Genomic DNA, 17,575 nt, shown 5'->3' with positions numbered 1-17,575 from the left:
TCAGCCCTGAGCACAGGCTCAGGGCGTCTGTTTCCCGATTCTGTAACCAGGGGGTCTGCTCGTGACAACAATAGTAAGTGTACGCCGTAACGGCCAGGTGGTAATTGCCGGGGACGGCCAGGCCACGCTGGGTAATACCGTCATGAAAGGTAACGTGAAGAAAGTCCGTCGTCTGTATAACGACAAAGTGATCGCCGGTTTCGCGGGCGGTACAGCGGACGCCTTCACGCTGTTTGAACTGTTTGAACGCAAGCTCGAAATGCACCAGGGTCATCTGGTGAAAGCCGCCGTTGAGCTGGCGAAAGACTGGCGTACCGACCGCATGCTGCGCAAGCTTGAAGCGCTGCTGGCGGTTGCGGATGAAAACGCCTCGCTGATCATCACCGGTAATGGTGACGTCGTGCAGCCAGAAAACGATCTGATTGCTATCGGCTCCGGTGGCCCGTATGCCCAGGCTGCTGCCCGCGCGCTGTTGGAAAATACCGACATGAACGCGCGCGATATCGCGGTGAAAGCGTTGGATATTGCAGGTGATATCTGCATCTATACCAACCACAACCACACCATCGAAGAATTACCGTCTAAAGCGTAAGGATCTCCCATGTCTGAAATGACCCCACGCGAAATTGTCAGCGAACTGAACAAACATATCATTGGCCAGGATAACGCCAAGCGTTCCGTGGCCATCGCGTTGCGTAACCGCTGGCGCCGCATGCAGCTGGATGAAGAGCTGCGCCACGAAGTCACGCCAAAGAACATTCTGATGATCGGCCCGACCGGCGTCGGTAAAACCGAAATCGCCCGCCGTCTGGCGAAGCTGGCGAACGCGCCGTTCATCAAGGTTGAAGCCACCAAGTTCACCGAAGTGGGCTATGTGGGCAAAGAAGTAGATTCCATCATCCGCGATCTGACCGATTCGGCAATCAAAATGGTGCGCGTTCAGGCCATTGAGAAAAACCGCTATCGTGCGGAAGAGATGGCGGAAGAGCGCATTCTCGACGCGCTGATCCCACCGGCAAAAAATAACTGGGGCCAGGCTGAACAGCAGGCCGAGCCGTCTGCGGCGCGCCAGGCGTTCCGCAAAAAGCTGCGCGAAGGCGAGCTGGACGACAAAGAGATTGAGATCGATCTCGCCGCCGCGCCGATGGGCGTAGAGATCATGGCACCTCCAGGCATGGAAGAGATGACCAGCCAGCTGCAGTCCATGTTCCAGAACCTGGGCGGCCAGAAGCAGAAAGCGCGCAAGCTGAAAATCAAAGAGGCCATGAAGCTGCTGATTGAAGAAGAAGCGGCGAAGCTGGTGAACCCGGAAGAGCTGAAGCAGGACGCCATCGACGCGGTTGAGCAGCACGGCATCGTGTTTATCGACGAGATCGACAAAATCTGTAAGCGCGGTGAATCTTCCGGCCCGGACGTATCCCGCGAAGGCGTACAGCGCGACCTGCTGCCGCTGGTTGAAGGCTGCACCGTCTCGACCAAGCACGGCATGGTGAAAACGGACCACATCCTTTTTATCGCCTCTGGCGCATTCCAGGTGGCTAAACCGTCCGACCTGATCCCTGAGCTGCAGGGTCGTCTGCCGATCCGCGTCGAGCTGCAGGCGCTGACCACGGAAGATTTCGAACGCATCCTGACCGAGCCAAACGCCTCTGTGACCGTACAGTACAAAGCGCTGATGGCGACCGAAGGCGTGAACATCGAGTTCACTGAAGACGGCATCAAGCGCATTGCTCAGGCGGCGTGGCAGGTCAACGAAACCACCGAGAACATCGGGGCGCGTCGTCTGCATACCGTGCTGGAACGCCTGATGGAAGATATCTCCTACGATGCCAGCGACCTCAACGGCGAAAGCATTACCATTCACGCAGATTATGTGAGCAAACATCTGGATGCGTTAGTGGCAGATGAAGATCTGAGCCGTTTTATCCTATAATCGCGGTTACTGCATTTTCATCACTGTTGATGGGGGCTAATGCCCCCATTTTTATTGGCTAAATATAAGATGACTGATATCAGCCGTACTCAGGCGTGGCTTGAAAGCCTGCGCCCTAAAACGCTTCCTCTGGCCTTTGCTGCCATTGTTGTTGGCACCGCGCTTGCCTGGTGGCAGGGGCATTTCGATCCGCTGGTCGCCGGGCTGGCGCTCGTTACCGCCGGTCTGCTGCAAATCCTGTCGAACCTCGCGAACGATTATGGCGATGCGGTAAAAGGCAGCGACAAGCCTGACCGCATCGGGCCGCTGCGCGGGATGCAGAAAGGCGTCATTACTCAGGCGCAGATGAAGCGCGCCCTGATCATCACCGTGGTGCTGATCTGCCTGTCCGGGCTGGCGCTGGTGACGGTGGCGTCTAAAACCACCAGCGATTTCATTGGATTCCTGGTGCTGGGGCTGCTCGCCATCATCGCGGCGATTACCTATACCGTCGGCACGCGGCCTTACGGCTACATCGGCCTGGGGGATATTTCCGTGCTGGTCTTCTTCGGCTGGCTCAGCGTGATGGGAAGCTGGTATCTGCAGGCGCATACGGTCATTCCCGCCCTCTTCCTGCCCGCCACGGCGTGCGGCCTGCTGGCGACGGCGGTGCTTAACATCAACAACCTGCGCGACATCGACAGCGACCGTGAGAACGGCAAAAACACGCTGGCGGTGCGCCTGGGGCCGATCAACGCCCGTCGCTACCACGCCTGCCTGCTGATGGGCGCGCTGGCCTGCCTGGCGCTGTTTAACCTGATTTCGCTGCAAAGCCTGTGGGGCTGGCTGTTTGTCCTTGCCGCGCCGCTGCTGGTGAAACAGGCGCGATTTGTGATGCGTGAACTCAGCCCGGCGGCAATGCCTCCGATGCTGGAAAGAACGGTGAAAGGCGCGCTGCTGACTAACCTGCTGTTCGTCATTGGAATTGTGTTAAGCCAGACGCTAAGTTAGCTGACAAATATCAATTAACAATTGATGATTTTGCCAACAATGCATTTCGCACGATATACTGAACACATTCGCAGCAACTGAGCGTTAAACCTATGAAATACGATACCTCCGAGCTTTGTGACATCTACCAGGAAGATGTCAACGTCGTTGAACCGCTGTTCTCCAACTTTGGTGGGCGGTCGTCGTTTGGCGGACAAATCATCACGGTGAAATGTTTCGAGGATAACGGGTTGCTTTACGATCTCCTCGAACAGAACGGCCGCGGCCGCATTCTGCTGGTCGACGGCGGCGGTTCCGTTCGCCGCGCGCTTATCGATGCCGATCTGGCCCGTCTTGCCGTTCAGAACGAATGGGAAGGCATTGTGGTGTATGGCTCAGTGCGCCAGGTGGACGATCTGGAAGACCTGGATATCGGTATTCAGGCAATCGCTGCCATTCCGGTCGGCGCAGCGGGCGACGGCATCGGCGAAAGCGACGTGCGCGTGAATTTCGGCGGCGTCACCTTCTTCTCCGGCGACCATCTGTATGCCGACAACACCGGGATTATCCTTTCCGAGGATCCGCTGGATATTGAGTAACCGCATCCTTTAATATAAAGAGAGGAGAATAATTCTCCTCTCTTTTTTATTTCTACATGGATGTTTATGCGCGATTCAACTTCTACTCTGATAGTCTATGGATTAACACTTCTATTTGCTTTTTTTAACGTTGGCTTCATTTTCATGACGCCTATTAAAATCCTGTCATTATTTTCATGGATTATAGTATTTACTCTATTTATGATTCCAACGGGTATATCCTATTTAATCCACAAAATAACAAAAATACCTTTCAGCAAAATTTTTTGCGGTATGCTCGGAATCATTATATTTGCGAACGGTATACTCTATAAGTATATACACAGCCCACGGAGTTATAATTTATCGTTTGCAAATATCACATTACAACTCCCCAACAAAATATGGACAGTTACAGAGAAAGACGATAAGGCAACCATTAGCCTTTACGGACAACGGCATTCCAGTGCGGTGCTGATGGTTACTCCATTTCCTAATGACTTTTTCGAAGAATATACCTATGTAGAATTCATAGAGTATATGTTAAAAGTATTAGCGCCACATGCAAATCTTGACTATAAAATCCGTGGATGCGGCGCTGTTAATTTTGAGTGTACGACGTATGAGTATAATTTATCGCTCAACGGTAAGATGACCAAAGCAACATATTCCTTCCTGAAGGATGATTTCAACACTGTTTTTATCGGCACGCTGTCAGATCCCCGATCTGACGGGAAAAACATTGATGAATTATTTTCGATTATAAATTCCACTACAAGAATGAATGAAACGGATGCAAAAAAGTAACATATAAAAAAGGCACGCATTTAGCGTGCCTTTTGTACGAATTCGGAATTACACTTCTTCCATACGTCCCAGCAGCGCCTGCAGGCGATCCTGCCAGCCGTTCTGCTGTTCGCGCAGCTGGTTGTTTTCGCGCTCCAGCTCTTCACGACCGTGCTGAGCGTTCTGAACTTCCTGAGACAGCGAGTTGTTCTTCTCTTTCAGCTCTTCAATTTCCATCTGCAGCAGGGTGATGGTGTCGATCGCCTGCTGTACTTTCGATTCCAGTTTCTCAAACACTTCTAAAGACATGATGCTACCTCTCCTGAATTGCAAGGCGACGCTTTAACATAAACGCGCACGACATATACGACGATTGTATGGAGCGCGGCGCTCTCTGTCCAGCGGCACGCCGCGCAGATCGCGGTTTGCAACACTTTTCAGCCTCGTCCTGGTGCGTTCGCGACATATACCCCTAAATTGTTAACTCTTCGGTTAATGAAATGATTCAGCTCACGTTTCTACACTGACGTAAAAACGCGCTTTATGGCGCGAAAACGCTCATTTTATTGACGCAGACCACACATTTTGATTTCGATATTTATCGTTTTTGCTCGTTAACGATAAATTAACACTATGTCTACAGGACATCGTGGCTGTCACGGGCTACCACGCTAACAATAAACCTTCATCTTTCTTCAGGATTCCGATTATGAGTCAGACATCAACCTTAAAAGGCCAGTGCATTGCCGAGTTCCTCGGTACCGGGTTGTTGATTTTCTTCGGAGTGGGCTGTGTCGCAGCACTGAAAGTCGCGGGCGCAACTTTCGGTCAGTGGGAAATCAGTATCATCTGGGGTCTGGGCGTGGCGATGGCCATCTACCTGACCGCAGGGGTCTCCGGCGCACATCTTAATCCGGCGGTTACCATCGCGCTGTGGCTGTTTGCATGCTTTGACGGACGCAAAGTTGCACCCTTCATTATTTCTCAGTTTGCCGGCGCGTTTTGCGCAGCGGCGTTAGTTTACGGGCTTTATTACAATCTTTTCATCGACTTCGAACAGACGCATCATATGGTGCGCGGCAGCGTTGAAAGCCTCGATCTGGCAGGTATTTTCTCAACCTATCCGAACCCGCACATCAATTTTGTGCAGGCGTTCGCAGTTGAAATGGTCATTACCGCTATTCTGATGGGCGTCATTATGGCGCTGGGTGACGATGGCAACGGCATTCCGCGCGGCCCGCTGGCACCGCTGCTGATTGGCCTGCTGATTGCGGTTATCGGTGCCTCCATGGGGCCGCTGACCGGCTTCGCGATGAACCCGGCGCGCGATTTGGGCCCAAAAACCTTCGCCTTCTTTGCGGGATGGGGCGACGTCGCCTTCACCGGCGGCAAAGATATCCCTTACTTCCTGGTCCCGCTATTTGGGCCAATCGTAGGGGCGGCGCTGGGCGCATTCGGCTATCGCAAATTAATTGGTCGCCACTTACCGTGCGACACCTGTGTGGAAGAAGAAAAAGAAACAACGTCTACCGCACAACAAAAAGCTTCGCTGTAATCTGACTACGGGACACATACCATGACCGAAAAAAAATACATTGTTGCGCTCGACCAGGGCACTACCAGCTCCCGCGCCGTCGTAATGGATCATGACGCGAACATCGTCAGCGTGTCACAGCGCGAATTTGAGCAAATTTACCCGCGTCCAGGCTGGGTAGAACACGACCCGATGGAGATCTGGGCGTCGCAAAGCTCCACCCTGGTGGAAGTGCTGGCGAAAGCCGATATCAGCTCCGACGAGATTGCCGCCATCGGCATCACCAACCAGCGTGAAACCACCGTGGTCTGGGAGCGTGAAACCGGCAAGCCAATCTACAACGCCATCGTCTGGCAGTGCCGCCGCACGTCAGAGATCTGCGAAAAGCTGAAGCGCGAAGGCATGGAGGACTACATTCGTAGCGCCACCGGCCTCGTGATTGACCCGTATTTCTCCGGCACCAAGGTGAAGTGGATCCTCGACCACGTGGAGGGCTCGCGCGAACGCGCAAAACGCGGCGAGCTGCTGTTCGGTACGGTTGATACGTGGCTTATCTGGAAGATGACCCAGGGACGCGTTCACGTCACCGACTACACCAACGCCTCGCGCACCATGCTGTTCAACATCAACACCCTGGAGTGGGACGACAAGATGCTGGACGCGCTGGACATCCCGCGCGCCATGCTGCCTGAAGTGCGTAAATCTTCTGAAGTGTACGGCCAGACCAACATCGGCGGTAAAGGCGGCACGCGTATTCCTATCGCCGGTATCGCCGGTGACCAGCAGGCGGCGCTGTTCGGCCAGCTGTGCGTGAAGGAAGGGATGGCGAAAAATACCTACGGCACCGGCTGCTTTATGCTGATGAACACCGGCGAGAAGGCGGTGAAATCAGAGAACGGCCTGCTGACCACCATCGCCTGCGGCCCGCGCGGCGAAGTGAACTACGCCCTGGAAGGCGCGGTGTTTATGGCGGGCGCGTCCATTCAGTGGCTGCGCGATGAGATGAAGCTGATCAGCGACGCGTTTGACTCCGAGTACTTCGCCACCAAGGTGAAGGACACCAACGGCGTGTACGTGGTGCCTGCGTTCACCGGCCTGGGCGCACCGTACTGGGACCCGTACGCCCGCGGCGCGATTTTCGGCCTGACGCGCGGCGTGAACTCGAACCACATCATCCGCGCGACCCTCGAATCCATCGCCTACCAGACGCGCGACGTGCTGGAAGCGATGCAGGCTGACTCCGGCATTCGTCTGCACGCCCTGCGCGTGGACGGCGGCGCGGTCGCTAACAACTTCCTGATGCAGTTCCAGTCCGACATTCTCGGCACCCGCGTTGAGCGCCCTGAAGTGCGCGAAGTCACGGCGCTGGGGGCGGCGTACCTGGCCGGTCTGGCGGTAGGCTTCTGGCAGAACCTGGACGAGCTGCAGGAAAAAGCGGTCATCGAACGCGAGTTCCGCCCGGGTATCGAAACCACCGAGCGCAACTACCGCTACAGCGGCTGGAAGAAAGCGGTGAAACGCGCCCTGGCGTGGGAAGAGCACGACGAGTAATCAAACTCCCCCTCACCCTAACCCTCTCCCCAAAGGGGAGAGGGTGTTTTAAGTCCACTCCCCACTCTGTGATAAACTTCGTGCAATTCCTTTGACTGCACGAGTACCTCATGAAACGTGAACTTGCTATCGAATTTTCCCGCGTGACCGAAGCCGCCGCGCTGGCCGGCTATAAATGGTTAGGCCGTGGCGACAAAAATACCGCAGACGGCGCGGCCGTCCACGCCATGCGCATTGTGCTTAACCAGGTCAACATCGACGGTACCATCGTGATTGGCGAAGGCGAGATCGACGAAGCGCCAATGCTCTACATCGGCGAAAAGGTCGGCACGGGCAAAGGCGATGCCGTGGATATCGCGGTCGACCCGATTGAAGGCACGCGCATGACGGCGATGGGCCAGGCCAACGCGCTGGCGGTAATGGCGGTGGGCGATAAAGGCTGCTTCCTTAACGCGCCGGACATGTATATGGAAAAGCTGATCGTAGGCCCCGGCGCGAAAGGCGCTATCGACCTCAGCCTGCCGCTGGAAGAGAACCTGCGCAACGTTGCCGCCGCGCTGGGTAAACCGCTTAGCGAGCTGACCGTCACCATTCTGGCAAAGCCGCGCCACGACGCCACTATCGCGCAGATGCAAAAACTCGGCGTGCGCGTGTTTGCGATCCCTGACGGCGACGTCGCCGCCTCGATTCTGACCTGCATGCCGGACAGCGAAGTGGACGTGCTTTACGGCATCGGCGGCGCGCCGGAAGGCGTCGTCTCCGCGGCGGTGATCCGCGCGCTGGATGGCGACATGCAGGCCCGGCTGCTGGCGCGTCACGACGTCAAAGGCGACAGCGAAGAGAACCGCCGCATCGGCGAGCAGGAGCTGGCGCGCTGTGCGGAAATGGGCATTGAGGCTAACAAGGTCCTCGCGCTCAACGAGATGGCCCGCAGCGACAACGTTGTCTTCTCCGCAACCGGCATCACCAAAGGCGACCTGCTGGACGGCATTACCCGCAAGGGCAACATGGCCACCACCGAAACGCTGCTGATCCGCGGTAAATCACGCACCATTCGCCGCATCCAGTCTATCCACTACCTCGACCGCAAAGACCCGGACGTGCAGAAGCACATTCTGTAAAACCGTTTGATCGATAGAGCTTTCCGGCCCGAATGGGCTGGAAATGTTTCCCATAAGTACGGAAGATAGAACAGAGAATCAGCACAGGAGAAGATCATGGCGGACTGGGTAACAGGTAAAGTCACTAAGGTACAGTTCTGGACCGACGCGCTGTTTAGCCTCACCCTGCATGCTCCCGTTCATCCATTCACGGCCGGGCAATTCGCGAAGCTGGGGCTGGACGTCGACGGCGAACGCGTGCAGCGCGCGTACTCTTACGTTAACGCGCCGGATAACCCTGACCTCGAGTTCTATCTTGTCACCGTGCCGGAAGGTAAGCTCAGCCCGCGCCTCGCCGCGCTGAAGCCGGGCGACGACGTGCAGATTGTGAGCGAAGCGGCAGGCTTCTTCGTGCTGGATGAAATTCCGGACTGCGACACCCTCTGGATGCTGGCTACCGGCACCGCCATCGGGCCCTACCTGTCCATTCTGCAATACGGCAAAGATCTTGAGCGCTTTAAGAACATCGTGCTGGTCCACGCCGCGCGCTACGCCGCAGACTTAAGCTATCTGCCGCAGATGCAGGCGCTGGAGCAGCATTATGGCGGGAAGCTGAAGATTCAGACCGTGGTCAGCCGCGAAGCCGCGGCGGGTTCACTGACGGGGCGCGTACCGGCGCTGATTGAGAGCGGCGCGCTGGAAGCGGCGGTCGGCCTGCCGATGAATACCGAAACCAGCCACGTGATGCTGTGCGGCAACCCGCAGATGGTGCGAGACACGCAGCAGCTTCTGAAGGATACCCGGCAGATGACGAAGCACCTTCGCCGCCGTCCGGGCCATATGACCGCTGAACACTACTGGTAATCAGCGGAATTTCACCTCAAGGGTATCTTTACCGTACTTGTTCTCGCTCTGGGTGCCGACAAACGCGCCCAGATCGATAACCATCATCACGAAGATGATGGTTGGGGCCAGCAGCCCTACCACCCACGGCAGGATGGACGGCAGCATCGACCAGTTGCCGCCCACCAGCATCCACGCCAGAACAATCAAAAATGCCCACGCGCCGGAGCGGCCGCGATCGTGCAGGCGTTTAACCATCACCGCCGCCGTAGGCCACAGCAGGCAAACCAGCGCAAACGCCGCGGTCTGCGTGCTCAGCCAGGCATTGTAGGCAACGAAAAACAGCGCCAGCATGGCGACAATCCACGTCACCATCCAAATCCAGAAGTCACGGCGCCCAATACGCCCTTTGAATGAAAACAGCCACTGCTGTATGGTCATGTAAGGTTCCTTATTATCGTAGTGCGCGTATTTTACCCTGGAGTTGTGACCTTTTGACAAGCCGAGCATATATCGTTTTAATCATGAGCAGTTACGGTCAGGGGCATTATTGATGAAAAGTTCGGCACACTCTCTTTTTCTGTGTTTAGCCATGCTGAGCGCCAGCGTTTCTCTGCAAGCCGCCGAAACCACCGCGCCGGCCACCGCCCCCTACCTGCTGGCGGGCGCGCCTTCGTTCGATCAATCCATTAGCGCGTTCCGCGAAGCCTTCAACACTGCCAATCCTGCGCTGCCGCTGGGCGAGTTTCGCGCCATTGATACCGCACGGGATACGCCAACGCTGACGCGCGCGGCCAGCAAGATTAACGAGAATTTATACGCGTCTACCGCCCTTGAGCGCGGGACCCTGAAAATCAAAAGCATGCAGATAACCTGGCTGCCCATTCAGGGGCCGGAACAGAAAGCGGCGAAGGCCAAAGCGCTCGACTACATGAGCGCGATGCTGCGCGCCTTCACCCCGACGCTGACCAAAGCGCAGAGCCAGAAAAAACTGCAAAAGCTGCTGACCACCGGGAAAGGCAAACGCTATTACGCCGAGACGGAAGGCGCCATTCGCTATGTTGTCGCAGATAACGGCGAAAAGGGACTGACCTTCGCCGTTGAACCGATTAAGCTGGCGCTATCAGAGAGCCTCGGCGGGGCGAATTAATGACAAAAAGCAAAGCCTTTCAGGGGAAAATCTCTATACTGATTCACAGACCATGCTGCCCAACAGGGCGGCCATATTCCTTAATTCGCTAATTTAGCGTGGAGAATTGAAATGCGACATCCTTTAGTGATGGGTAACTGGAAACTGAACGGCAGCCGCCACATGGTAAACGAACTGGTTGCTAACCTGCGTAAAGAGCTGGCTGGCGTGACCGGCTGCGCGGTTGCTATCGCTCCGCCGGATATGTACCTGGATCTGGCTAAACGTGCCGCTGACGGCAGCCACATCGTACTGGGTGCGCAGAACGTTGACGTTAACCTGTCTGGCGCATTCACCGGTGAAACCTCCGCTGAAATGCTGAAAGATATCGGCGCGAAATACATCATCATCGGCCACTCCGAGCGTCGCACCTACCACAAAGAATCCGACGAGTTCATCGCGAAGAAATTCGCGGTGCTGAAAGAGCAGGGTCTGATCCCGGTTCTGTGCATCGGTGAAACCGAAGCGGAAAACGAAGCGGGTAAAACCGAAGAAGTGTGCGCACGTCAGATCGACGCGGTGCTGAAAACTCAGGGCGCGGCAGCGTTCGAAGGCGCAGTAATCGCCTACGAGCCGGTTTGGGCGATCGGTACCGGCAAATCAGCCACCCCAGCACAGGCGCAGGCGGTTCACAAATTCATCCGTGACCACATTGCTAAAGCAGACGCGAAAGTGGCTGAGCAGGTTATCATTCAGTACGGCGGTTCCGTTAACGCAGCGAACGCCGCTGAGCTGTTCACCCAGCCGGACATCGACGGCGCGCTGGTTGGCGGCGCATCCCTGAAAGCAGACGCTTTCGCGGTGATCGTTAAAGCAGCAGAAGCGGCTAAACAGGCGTAATTGCCCTGCGGCGGGTGGCGCTTCGCTTACCCGCCCTACGCTCTTCTCCTCCCTCTCCCTTCGGGAGAGGGTTGGGGTGAGGGGAAACACCTCGCACCGAACTACACTTTTCCCAGCGCGCTAAACCACAGATAGTCCAGCGGCAGCAGCACCAGATAGGTTGCCACCGCCAGCGCCAGACAGAGCGCCATTCCCGCCTTTGCAGGCACCTTCCCTAGCCCCATCGCCACTACGATCGGCGACGCCTGATACGGCAGCAGCGGCGTGGAATACCCCAGCACCTGAATCATAATCACCGACAGCAGCGGAAAGCCGGTCGCGTCCGAGAAGCTCTGCGCCAGCGTGGTGTACAGCGCCGGCACGCCGTTGGCCGTCATGATGAAGTTGAGCGCGGTGGTGATCCCCGTCAGCGCCAGGAAGCTGGTAAACGGCCTGTCGGCGTCCAGCGGCATGATCCTGAGCAGCGCCTCGCCCACCGCCGCGCCGATGCCGGTTTGCGTGACCGTGATCGCCAGCCCGAGAATGCCCGCGACGTAAATACAGGTGCGCATATTCACGCCCGCCGAGAACTCTTCCCCGGTGATAAAGCCAATTCGCGGCAGCATCACGATGACCGACGCCGCCAGCCCCGTCCAGGCGGGCCCAACGCCGTGCCAGCTCTCCGTCACCCACATCACCAGCACCACCGCCAGCAGCCAGGCCAGACGCTTTTCATCGCGCCCCATGGGTTCAGACGGCGCGACGTCTTTCGGCGGTTTTGGACTGCCGGGGAACAGCCAGCAGATCAGGCCGATCAGAATTAATCCTTTAAGAATGCCGAGCACGGGCGTGTGCAGCAGGAGATAAGGCACGTAGTTGAGATGAATGCCGTACGACCCTTCCGCCGCGCCGCTCATCACCAGGTTGGGGACGTTGGCAGGCAGAATGGTGGCGGAGAGCTGGAAGGTGCCGAACCCGACGGCCAGCGCCAGGCCAAACCAGGCGCGCGACCCGTCGGCAATGCCGGCGCGTTTCGCCATCGCCGCGACGATGGGCATCAGCAGCGCAATGCGCCCCATGTTCGACGGCATAACAAACGCCAGCGCGTAGCTCAGCAGCACCACGCTCGCCACCATCAGCACCCAGGAGTCGGTGAGCTTTGCCGACAGCGCCCGCGCCGCCCTGTCCGCCAGACCGGTTTTGCGGATCGCTACGCCCAGCACAAAGCCGCTGAACACCAGCCAGAACGCCGACGAGGCAAAGCCGCCGAAAATCACCTCCGGCGGCGCAATTTTGGCGGTCATCGCCGCCGTAAAGAATAGCAGCGCGGTGATAAATTCCGGAAGCAGCGACGTCGCCCACAGCACGATGGTGACGCCGACGATCAGCGAGGGCAGAAACAGAGGGTGAGAAAACCAGAGCGACATGCCTGTCTCCTGTAGATTTTTTCAGCAAGTCTACGGCGACAGGCAGGGCGAGTAAACGCTATTTATGGTGGGGTCACTTCAGGATAGTGCATTGATGATCCTGCAATTCCTCGGCGGAGGCGCGGTTGAGCGCCAGCAGGTTCCGCTCCGTCGCCAGCAGGACGAACGAACCGTCCGACTGCTGAACCATGGCCAGCGCGAAGCGCCCCATGTGGCCGCGCGCTTCCGGCAGCTCTTCCGCCAGCATCATGAACGGGCTGCGCTGCACCAGCTCGGCCTCCGTTACGCGGCGCGCAAGATATTCATGCCCCTCCAGCCCGCCGGGGAACGGCAGCCACTGGGTGCTGATTTTGCCCTGGCCAGCATCCAGCTTTTCACGCACGTCCGGGCGCAGGCAGGAGATGTGAATGTGGAAGTGATTCTGCGTGCGTCCGGTCGGGGAGTTGATCGTCAGCGAAATTGCGCTGTCCGGGACGTCTGAGCCGCGCTTCATGCTCATAAAATTGCGGGACTGCCACGCCAGCCAGAAGAAGTTGGGCGTTTGGGGCTCGGTCAGCAGCGGGCTTTCGGTGCCGTTGATGCGGTATGTCGGCATCAGCAGATACTGCAGCGGCCCGTTGCGGTCTTTAAAGACGACGTATCCCGCGTCCGGCTTCACCTGCGCACACGGCGCCGGGTTGTCGTTTTTAAGCTGATTAGGCAGACATTGGTCGAAAACAATATGGCGTAGCGCATCCGAATTACCGGCCTTCAGCCAGTACCCGCCGCCCGCAGCAGCCACAATGATAATCAAAACCAGCAGGACTATTTTTTTCACAGCGCGTTCCCTGTTTTCGTCAGAAGCGAAAGAGTAACGCAAAATGATGACCAAATAAAAACCCGGCGGATTTCTCACGCCGGGTCGCAACGTCATTGCGTATTAATGATCTAGCGCTTGCTGATCTGGTCGAACGTCCCGCCGTTGGAGAAGTGCTCTTTCTGCGCTTTGGTCCAGCCGCCGAACTCTTCGTCAATGGTGAAGAGCTTCAGTTTCGGGAACTCGCCGTCGTACTTCTTCGCCACGGCCGGATCGCGCGGGCGATAGAAGTTCTTCGCCGCGATCTCCTGGCCTTCCGGCGAGTAGAGATACTTCAGGTAGGCTTCCGCCACCGCTTTGGTGTCTTTTTTCTCGACCACTTTATCGACGATGGAAACGGTAGGTTCCGCGAGGATAGACTCGCTTGGCGTCACGATCTCGAACTTGTCTTTACCCAGCTCGTTGGTTGCCAGCAGGGCTTCGTTTTCCCAGGCGATCAGCACGTCACCGATGCCGCGCTCGACGAAGGTATTGGTTGCGCCGCGCGCGCCGGAGTCCAGCACTTCGACGTTTTTGAACAGCGCCTTCACAAATTCCTGCGCTTTAGCCTGGTCGCCGTTGTTGTGGTGCAGGGCGTAACCCCAGGCCGCCAGATAGTTCCAGCGCGCGCCGCCGGAGCTTTTCGGGTTCGGGGTAATCACGGACACGCCAGGTTTTACCAGATCGTTCCAGTCCTTAATCTGCTTCGGGTTGCCCTTACGCACCAGGAAAACGATGGTAGACGTGTAAGGCGCGGAGTTGTCCGGCAGGCGTTTGATCCAGTTTTTATCAATACGGCCGCGCTCGGCGATAGCATCCACGTCATAGGCCAGCGCCAGCGTCACCACGTCCGCTTCAATGCCGTTGATAACAGACGTTGCCTGCTTGCCCGAGCCGCCGTGAGACTGGCGAATCACCACGTTATCGCCGGTTTCCTGCTTGTAGTGTGCCGCAAAGGCCTTGTTGTATTGGTCGTACAGCTCGCGCGTCGGGTCGTACGACACGTTCAGCAGCTGAATGTCTTTTGCCAGCACGCTGGTCGATGCCAGCAATAATGTTAACCCCACGCCCCATTTATTCATCGCCCAGCTCTCTTATGCAGTGTTTTGATGAATGCAGCGTGCCAGAAACGGAATCGATGATTAAAGAATAAAAAAAGATTGGCTATAACGTGGTGGAATAAAAAGGCAAATTGTGCGGACAAAAAAGCCCGGTGGCGCTTCGCTTACCGGGCCTACGAACCGTGCTTTTGTAGGCCGGGTAAGGCGAAGCCGCCACCCGGCACAAAACAAACGCCGATCAGTACAGTTTTTTCGCGCAGTCCAGCCAGTCACCTTTGAACGGACGCTTCATGTTTTCAATGGCGTCGATGATGTCATGGTGAACCAGTTTTTCGTTCTGAATGCCGACGCAGCGGCCGCCGTGGCCCTGCAGCAGCAGATCGATAGCGTACGCGCCCATACGGGACGCCAGGATGCGGTCGTATGGACCCGGGGAACCGCCGCGCTGGATGTGGCCCAGAACGGTCGCACGGGTTTCGCGCTTGGTTTCGGTTTCGATATACTTCGCCAGCTCGTCTACGTCGCAGATGTGCTCGGTGATCGCCACGATAGCGTGTTTCTTACCTTTTGCGATGCCCGCTTTGATTTCAGCCACCAGGTCTTCACGGCTAAATTCAACTTCCGGCACCACGATGAACTCGCAGCCGCCGGCAATGGCCGCAGCCAGCGTCAGGTCGCCGCAGTAGCGGCCCATCACTTCAACGATGGAGATACGCTGGTGAGAAGAAGAGGTGTCGCGCAGGCGGTCAATCGCTTCAACAACGGTGCCCAGGGCGGTGAAGAAACCGATGGTGTAGTCGGTGCCTTTGATGTCGTTGTCGATGGTGCCCGGCAGGCCGATGCACGGGAAGCCCATTTCAGTCAGGCGTTTTGCACCCATGTAAGAACCGTCGCCGCCGATAACGACCAGCGCATCGAGGCCACGTTTTTTCATGTTTTCGATAGCCACTTCGCGAACGTGCTCGTCACGGAATTCCGGGAAGCGTGCAGAGCCGAGGAAGGTGCCGCCGCGGTTAATCATGTCAGAAACGCTGTAGCGGTCGAGTTGAACCATACGATCTTCGTACAGGCCCAGATAACCGTCATAGATACCAAATACTTCCAGGCCTTCCGTTAGCGCTGCACGGACAACCCCACGAATTGCCGCATTCATGCCCGGCGCATCACCGCCGCTTGTCAACACACCGATTTTCTTAATCATGACTACCTCTGAACTTAGGAATGCAAAATTGAAATCTGTTGCCGGAAGAAACCGTTCGACCAACGAATACTGCAAATAGTATATCAATCCCTTCCAGCTGAATTGATTCAGGTCAGACCAAAAGGCGGTAATTTATACACAAAATGCTGGCCTGGCTCACTTTTTTACAACGAATTACGTAAGCTCAACGCGTCCGGGAACAACCGAGCACGGGTCCTGGTGAATAATGACGTCTGAACCAGGAAAACGCTGCAAAATCGCCTGCTCGACCTGCTCAGCAATCACGTGAGCCTGAACCAGCGGCAGGTTGTCTTCCATTTCTATATGAATCTGAATAAAGCGGGTCGGCCCTGACTGCCGCGTTCGAAGATCGTGAGCACCGCTGACGCCGGGCCAGGAGGTCACGAGGGTATAAATGTCATTACGTTCTGCATCGGGAAGCGCACGGTCAAGAAGCGATTGCACCGCCTCGTACCCCATCCGTAAGGCGCTATACAAAATATAGATCCCAATCCCTAACGCAAACAGCGCATCGGCCCGATGCCAGCCATACCAGGCCAGACCGAGCGCAATAAGAATAGCGCCGTTCATCATAACATCAGACTGATAATGAAGCATATCCGCCCGTACCGCCTGGCTTTGTGTTTTTCTTACCACCCAGCGCTGGAACGTTACAAGAACGAGAGTGCTAATAAGTGCAATAACCGTCACCCCAACGCCCACGCCCGGATCTTTCATCGGCGTCGGTGAAACCAGATGCTGGATACCGGTCAAAAACAGGAACAGCGCGGAGCCTGAAACAAACATGCTCTGCGCCAGCGCGGCCAGGGATTCCGCCTTACCGTGACCGAACGTATGCTCTTCGTCCGCAGGCTGCAGGGAATAGCGCACTACAAGTAAGTTAGTCAGCGAGGCGGCAATATCCACCACAGAGTCGACCAGCGCCGCCAGAATACTGACCGAGCCGGTATACCACCACGCGAAAATCTTAATAATCAGCAAGCAAGACGCCATAACGGTCGCCGCGATTGCCGCCCGGCTTACCAGCCGTCCATAGGATTGATTCATAAACGCTCCTGTCATGCTATGGCGCTAGTATAACGGATGCGTAGGGGATCACAGGATGAATAAACGGTTAACGAGTCTGAACGAAGGGCAAAAAAAACCCCCACATCATGTGGGGGAAGACAGGGATGGTGTCTATGGCAAGGAAAACAGGGTTTACTGGTTACTACGGGTGTTGCTATTGCTACTGAAAAGCGTCATATCTGAGCTTCGCTGCATCCGAGCAACCTCACGCAGCTGGTCCATTCGCTGCTGATGTTTTTCATTTAAAACCGCCTGCTGCTCGGGCGTTAGCAGCTGGAACATCTGGTTGCGCACTCTGGCCATTTCGACCTGGCGAGCCACCTGTTCCTGCGCCATTCTTTCTGCCTGGGCGCGCACGGCGCTTTCATCAAAATTTTCTGCGGTGACAAGGCGATGCATTGTCTCCATTTCGCTAACATTAACAGGGGGCTTATCGTGTCGTGCCCTCTGCATCAGATCTCGCATCTGTTGACGCTGTTGTTCGGTTAAACTTATGCCGTCAAACATATGGCTTTGGCTGCTGTGCTGCGTGGTACCCTCCGCTGAGGAACCGATATCGCCGACCATCGTTACAGCAGCCTGGCTAAACGCACTGAACGCCAGCGTTGAGGCCATGACGGCAGCGGTAACTTTGCGCATCACTTGCTCCCAAAATCTTTC

General features: G+C 56.4%; 19 protein-coding genes. 11 read left to right on the top strand and 8 right to left on the bottom strand.

Features of this window, described 5'->3' with window-relative positions; translation table 11 throughout:
- Positions 1–61: 61 nt before the first annotated feature.
- From hslV to AB8804_RS09585, 5 genes are all read left to right on the top strand, one after another.
- Entirely contained in the window at positions 62–592 is a 531-nt protein-coding gene (gene hslV / locus AB8804_RS09605) for an ATP-dependent protease subunit HslV (protein ID WP_003862036.1), read from the top strand.
- Positions 593–601: 9 nt separating this feature from the next.
- Complete coding sequence (gene hslU / locus AB8804_RS09600) at positions 602–1,933, top strand: HslU--HslV peptidase ATPase subunit (RefSeq protein ID WP_371185359.1); 1,332 nt, start codon at positions 602–604, stop codon at positions 1,931–1,933.
- A gap of 69 nt (positions 1,934–2,002) precedes the next feature.
- Complete coding sequence (gene menA, locus AB8804_RS09595) at positions 2,003–2,923, top strand: 1,4-dihydroxy-2-naphthoate polyprenyltransferase (RefSeq protein ID WP_371185357.1); 921 nt, start codon at positions 2,003–2,005, stop codon at positions 2,921–2,923.
- A 92-nt stretch (positions 2,924–3,015) separates the two neighbouring features.
- Positions 3,016–3,501, top strand: a complete 486-nt coding sequence (gene rraA, locus AB8804_RS09590) for a ribonuclease E activity regulator RraA (RefSeq protein WP_371185355.1) — start codon at positions 3,016–3,018, stop codon at positions 3,499–3,501.
- Between the two features lie 66 nt (positions 3,502–3,567).
- Positions 3,568–4,287, top strand: coding sequence for a hypothetical protein (locus tag AB8804_RS09585; protein ID WP_371185353.1), 720 nt, complete (start codon positions 3,568–3,570; stop codon positions 4,285–4,287).
- A 48-nt stretch (positions 4,288–4,335) separates the two neighbouring features.
- On the opposite strand, the gene zapB is transcribed toward AB8804_RS09585, so the two are convergent.
- On the bottom strand, positions 4,336–4,575 hold the full coding sequence (gene zapB / locus AB8804_RS09580) for a septal ring assembly protein ZapB (protein WP_064328207.1): 240 nt from the start codon (positions 4,573–4,575) through the stop codon (positions 4,336–4,338).
- Positions 4,576–4,975: 400 nt separating this feature from the next.
- Between zapB and AB8804_RS09575 the strand changes: the two genes are divergently transcribed.
- The 4 genes from AB8804_RS09575 (at position 4,976) to fpr (ending at position 9,315) form a co-directional block, all read left to right on the top strand.
- Positions 4,976–5,821, top strand: a complete 846-nt coding sequence (locus AB8804_RS09575) for an MIP/aquaporin family protein (protein ID WP_371185350.1) — start codon at positions 4,976–4,978, stop codon at positions 5,819–5,821.
- Between the two features lie 21 nt (positions 5,822–5,842).
- The gene (gene glpK / locus AB8804_RS09570) at positions 5,843–7,351 is read left to right on the top strand and encodes a glycerol kinase GlpK (RefSeq protein ID WP_371185348.1); all 1,509 of its coding nucleotides are present in this window, start codon (positions 5,843–5,845) and stop codon (positions 7,349–7,351) included.
- 110 nt (positions 7,352–7,461) lie between these two features.
- Positions 7,462–8,472 (top strand): class II fructose-bisphosphatase, encoded by a 1,011-nt coding sequence (glpX, locus tag AB8804_RS09565; RefSeq protein ID WP_371185346.1) that lies wholly within the window; start codon positions 7,462–7,464, stop codon positions 8,470–8,472.
- 96 nt (positions 8,473–8,568) lie between these two features.
- A complete protein-coding gene (gene fpr, locus AB8804_RS09560; RefSeq protein WP_371185344.1) occupies positions 8,569–9,315 on the top strand; it encodes a ferredoxin--NADP(+) reductase in 747 nt (248 codons plus the stop codon).
- Here fpr and AB8804_RS09555 read toward each other — a convergent pair whose 3' ends face one another.
- Positions 9,316–9,735, bottom strand: coding sequence for a DUF805 domain-containing protein (locus AB8804_RS09555; RefSeq protein ID WP_371185342.1), 420 nt, complete (start codon positions 9,733–9,735; stop codon positions 9,316–9,318). It abuts the gene before it with no gap.
- Between the two features lie 112 nt (positions 9,736–9,847).
- Here AB8804_RS09555 and AB8804_RS09550 point away from each other — a divergent pair, with 112 nt between their 5' ends.
- Together AB8804_RS09550 and tpiA are read left to right on the top strand one after the other, a co-directional pair.
- Entirely contained in the window at positions 9,848–10,444 is a 597-nt protein-coding gene (locus AB8804_RS09550; protein ID WP_371185340.1) for a DUF1454 family protein, read from the top strand.
- Positions 10,445–10,555: 111 nt separating this feature from the next.
- Positions 10,556–11,323, top strand: a complete 768-nt coding sequence (gene tpiA / locus AB8804_RS09545; RefSeq protein WP_234672902.1) for a triose-phosphate isomerase — start codon at positions 10,556–10,558, stop codon at positions 11,321–11,323.
- Between the two features lie 101 nt (positions 11,324–11,424).
- Here tpiA and AB8804_RS09540 read toward each other — a convergent pair whose 3' ends face one another.
- From AB8804_RS09540 to cpxP, 6 genes are all read right to left on the bottom strand, one after another.
- Positions 11,425–12,729 carry an SLC13 family permease gene (locus AB8804_RS09540; protein WP_371185338.1) on the bottom strand — a complete coding sequence of 435 codons (1,305 nt, stop codon included), beginning with the start codon at positions 12,727–12,729 and terminating at the stop codon, positions 11,425–11,427.
- A 73-nt stretch (positions 12,730–12,802) separates the two neighbouring features.
- Positions 12,803–13,546: a CDP-diacylglycerol diphosphatase gene (locus tag AB8804_RS09535; RefSeq protein ID WP_371185336.1), complete on the bottom strand. Its 744-nt coding sequence runs from the start codon at positions 13,544–13,546 to the stop codon at positions 12,803–12,805.
- A 110-nt stretch (positions 13,547–13,656) separates the two neighbouring features.
- A complete protein-coding gene (locus tag AB8804_RS09530; protein ID WP_371185334.1) occupies positions 13,657–14,646 on the bottom strand; it encodes a sulfate ABC transporter substrate-binding protein in 990 nt (329 codons plus the stop codon).
- Between the two features lie 217 nt (positions 14,647–14,863).
- Positions 14,864–15,826 carry a 6-phosphofructokinase gene (gene pfkA, locus AB8804_RS09525; protein ID WP_152082900.1) on the bottom strand — a complete coding sequence of 321 codons (963 nt, stop codon included), beginning with the start codon at positions 15,824–15,826 and terminating at the stop codon, positions 14,864–14,866.
- A gap of 174 nt (positions 15,827–16,000) precedes the next feature.
- Positions 16,001–16,894 (bottom strand): CDF family cation-efflux transporter FieF, encoded by an 894-nt coding sequence (gene fieF / locus AB8804_RS09520; protein WP_371185332.1) that lies wholly within the window; start codon positions 16,892–16,894, stop codon positions 16,001–16,003.
- 153 nt (positions 16,895–17,047) lie between these two features.
- On the bottom strand, positions 17,048–17,554 hold the full coding sequence (gene cpxP / locus AB8804_RS09515; protein WP_371185330.1) for a cell-envelope stress modulator CpxP: 507 nt from the start codon (positions 17,552–17,554) through the stop codon (positions 17,048–17,050).
- Positions 17,555–17,575 lie beyond the last annotated feature (21 nt).

It is taken from the genome of Enterobacter sp. KBR-315C3_2022 (genome assembly GCF_041399425.1).
Taxonomy (GTDB): domain Bacteria; phylum Pseudomonadota; class Gammaproteobacteria; order Enterobacterales; family Enterobacteriaceae; genus Enterobacter.
Note: the sequence above shows the minus strand (reverse complement) of the source record. Positions and strands in the feature narration are given on the sequence as shown.

Bases quoted from the DNA above. Each gene is read 5' to 3' on its own strand.
- AB8804_RS09530 (WP_371185334.1), bottom strand. From the start codon at position 14,646: ATGAATAAATGGGGCGTGGGGTTAACATTATTGCTGGCATCGACCAGC.
- AB8804_RS09585 (WP_371185353.1), top strand. From the start codon at position 3,568: ATGCGCGATTCAACTTCTACTCTGATAGTCTATGGATTAACACTTCTA.
- AB8804_RS09555 (WP_371185342.1), bottom strand. From the start codon at position 9,735: ATGACCATACAGCAGTGGCTGTTTTCATTCAAAGGGCGTATTGGGCGC.
- pfkA (WP_152082900.1), bottom strand. From the start codon at position 15,826: ATGATTAAGAAAATCGGTGTGTTGACAAGCGGCGGTGATGCGCCGGGC.
- fpr (WP_371185344.1), top strand. From the start codon at position 8,569: ATGGCGGACTGGGTAACAGGTAAAGTCACTAAGGTACAGTTCTGGACC.
- cpxP (WP_371185330.1), bottom strand. From the start codon at position 17,554: ATGCGCAAAGTTACCGCTGCCGTCATGGCCTCAACGCTGGCGTTCAGT.
- glpX (WP_371185346.1), top strand. From the start codon at position 7,462: ATGAAACGTGAACTTGCTATCGAATTTTCCCGCGTGACCGAAGCCGCC.
- AB8804_RS09575 (WP_371185350.1), top strand. From the start codon at position 4,976: ATGAGTCAGACATCAACCTTAAAAGGCCAGTGCATTGCCGAGTTCCTC.
- AB8804_RS09540 (WP_371185338.1), bottom strand. From the start codon at position 12,729: ATGTCGCTCTGGTTTTCTCACCCTCTGTTTCTGCCCTCGCTGATCGTC.
- hslU (WP_371185359.1), top strand. From the start codon at position 602: ATGTCTGAAATGACCCCACGCGAAATTGTCAGCGAACTGAACAAACAT.
- menA (WP_371185357.1), top strand. From the start codon at position 2,003: ATGACTGATATCAGCCGTACTCAGGCGTGGCTTGAAAGCCTGCGCCCT.
- fieF (WP_371185332.1), bottom strand. From the start codon at position 16,894: ATGAATCAATCCTATGGACGGCTGGTAAGCCGGGCGGCAATCGCGGCG.
- rraA (WP_371185355.1), top strand. From the start codon at position 3,016: ATGAAATACGATACCTCCGAGCTTTGTGACATCTACCAGGAAGATGTC.
- zapB (WP_064328207.1), bottom strand. From the start codon at position 4,575: ATGTCTTTAGAAGTGTTTGAGAAACTGGAATCGAAAGTACAGCAGGCG.
- glpK (WP_371185348.1), top strand. From the start codon at position 5,843: ATGACCGAAAAAAAATACATTGTTGCGCTCGACCAGGGCACTACCAGC.
- tpiA (WP_234672902.1), top strand. From the start codon at position 10,556: ATGCGACATCCTTTAGTGATGGGTAACTGGAAACTGAACGGCAGCCGC.
- AB8804_RS09550 (WP_371185340.1), top strand. From the start codon at position 9,848: ATGAAAAGTTCGGCACACTCTCTTTTTCTGTGTTTAGCCATGCTGAGC.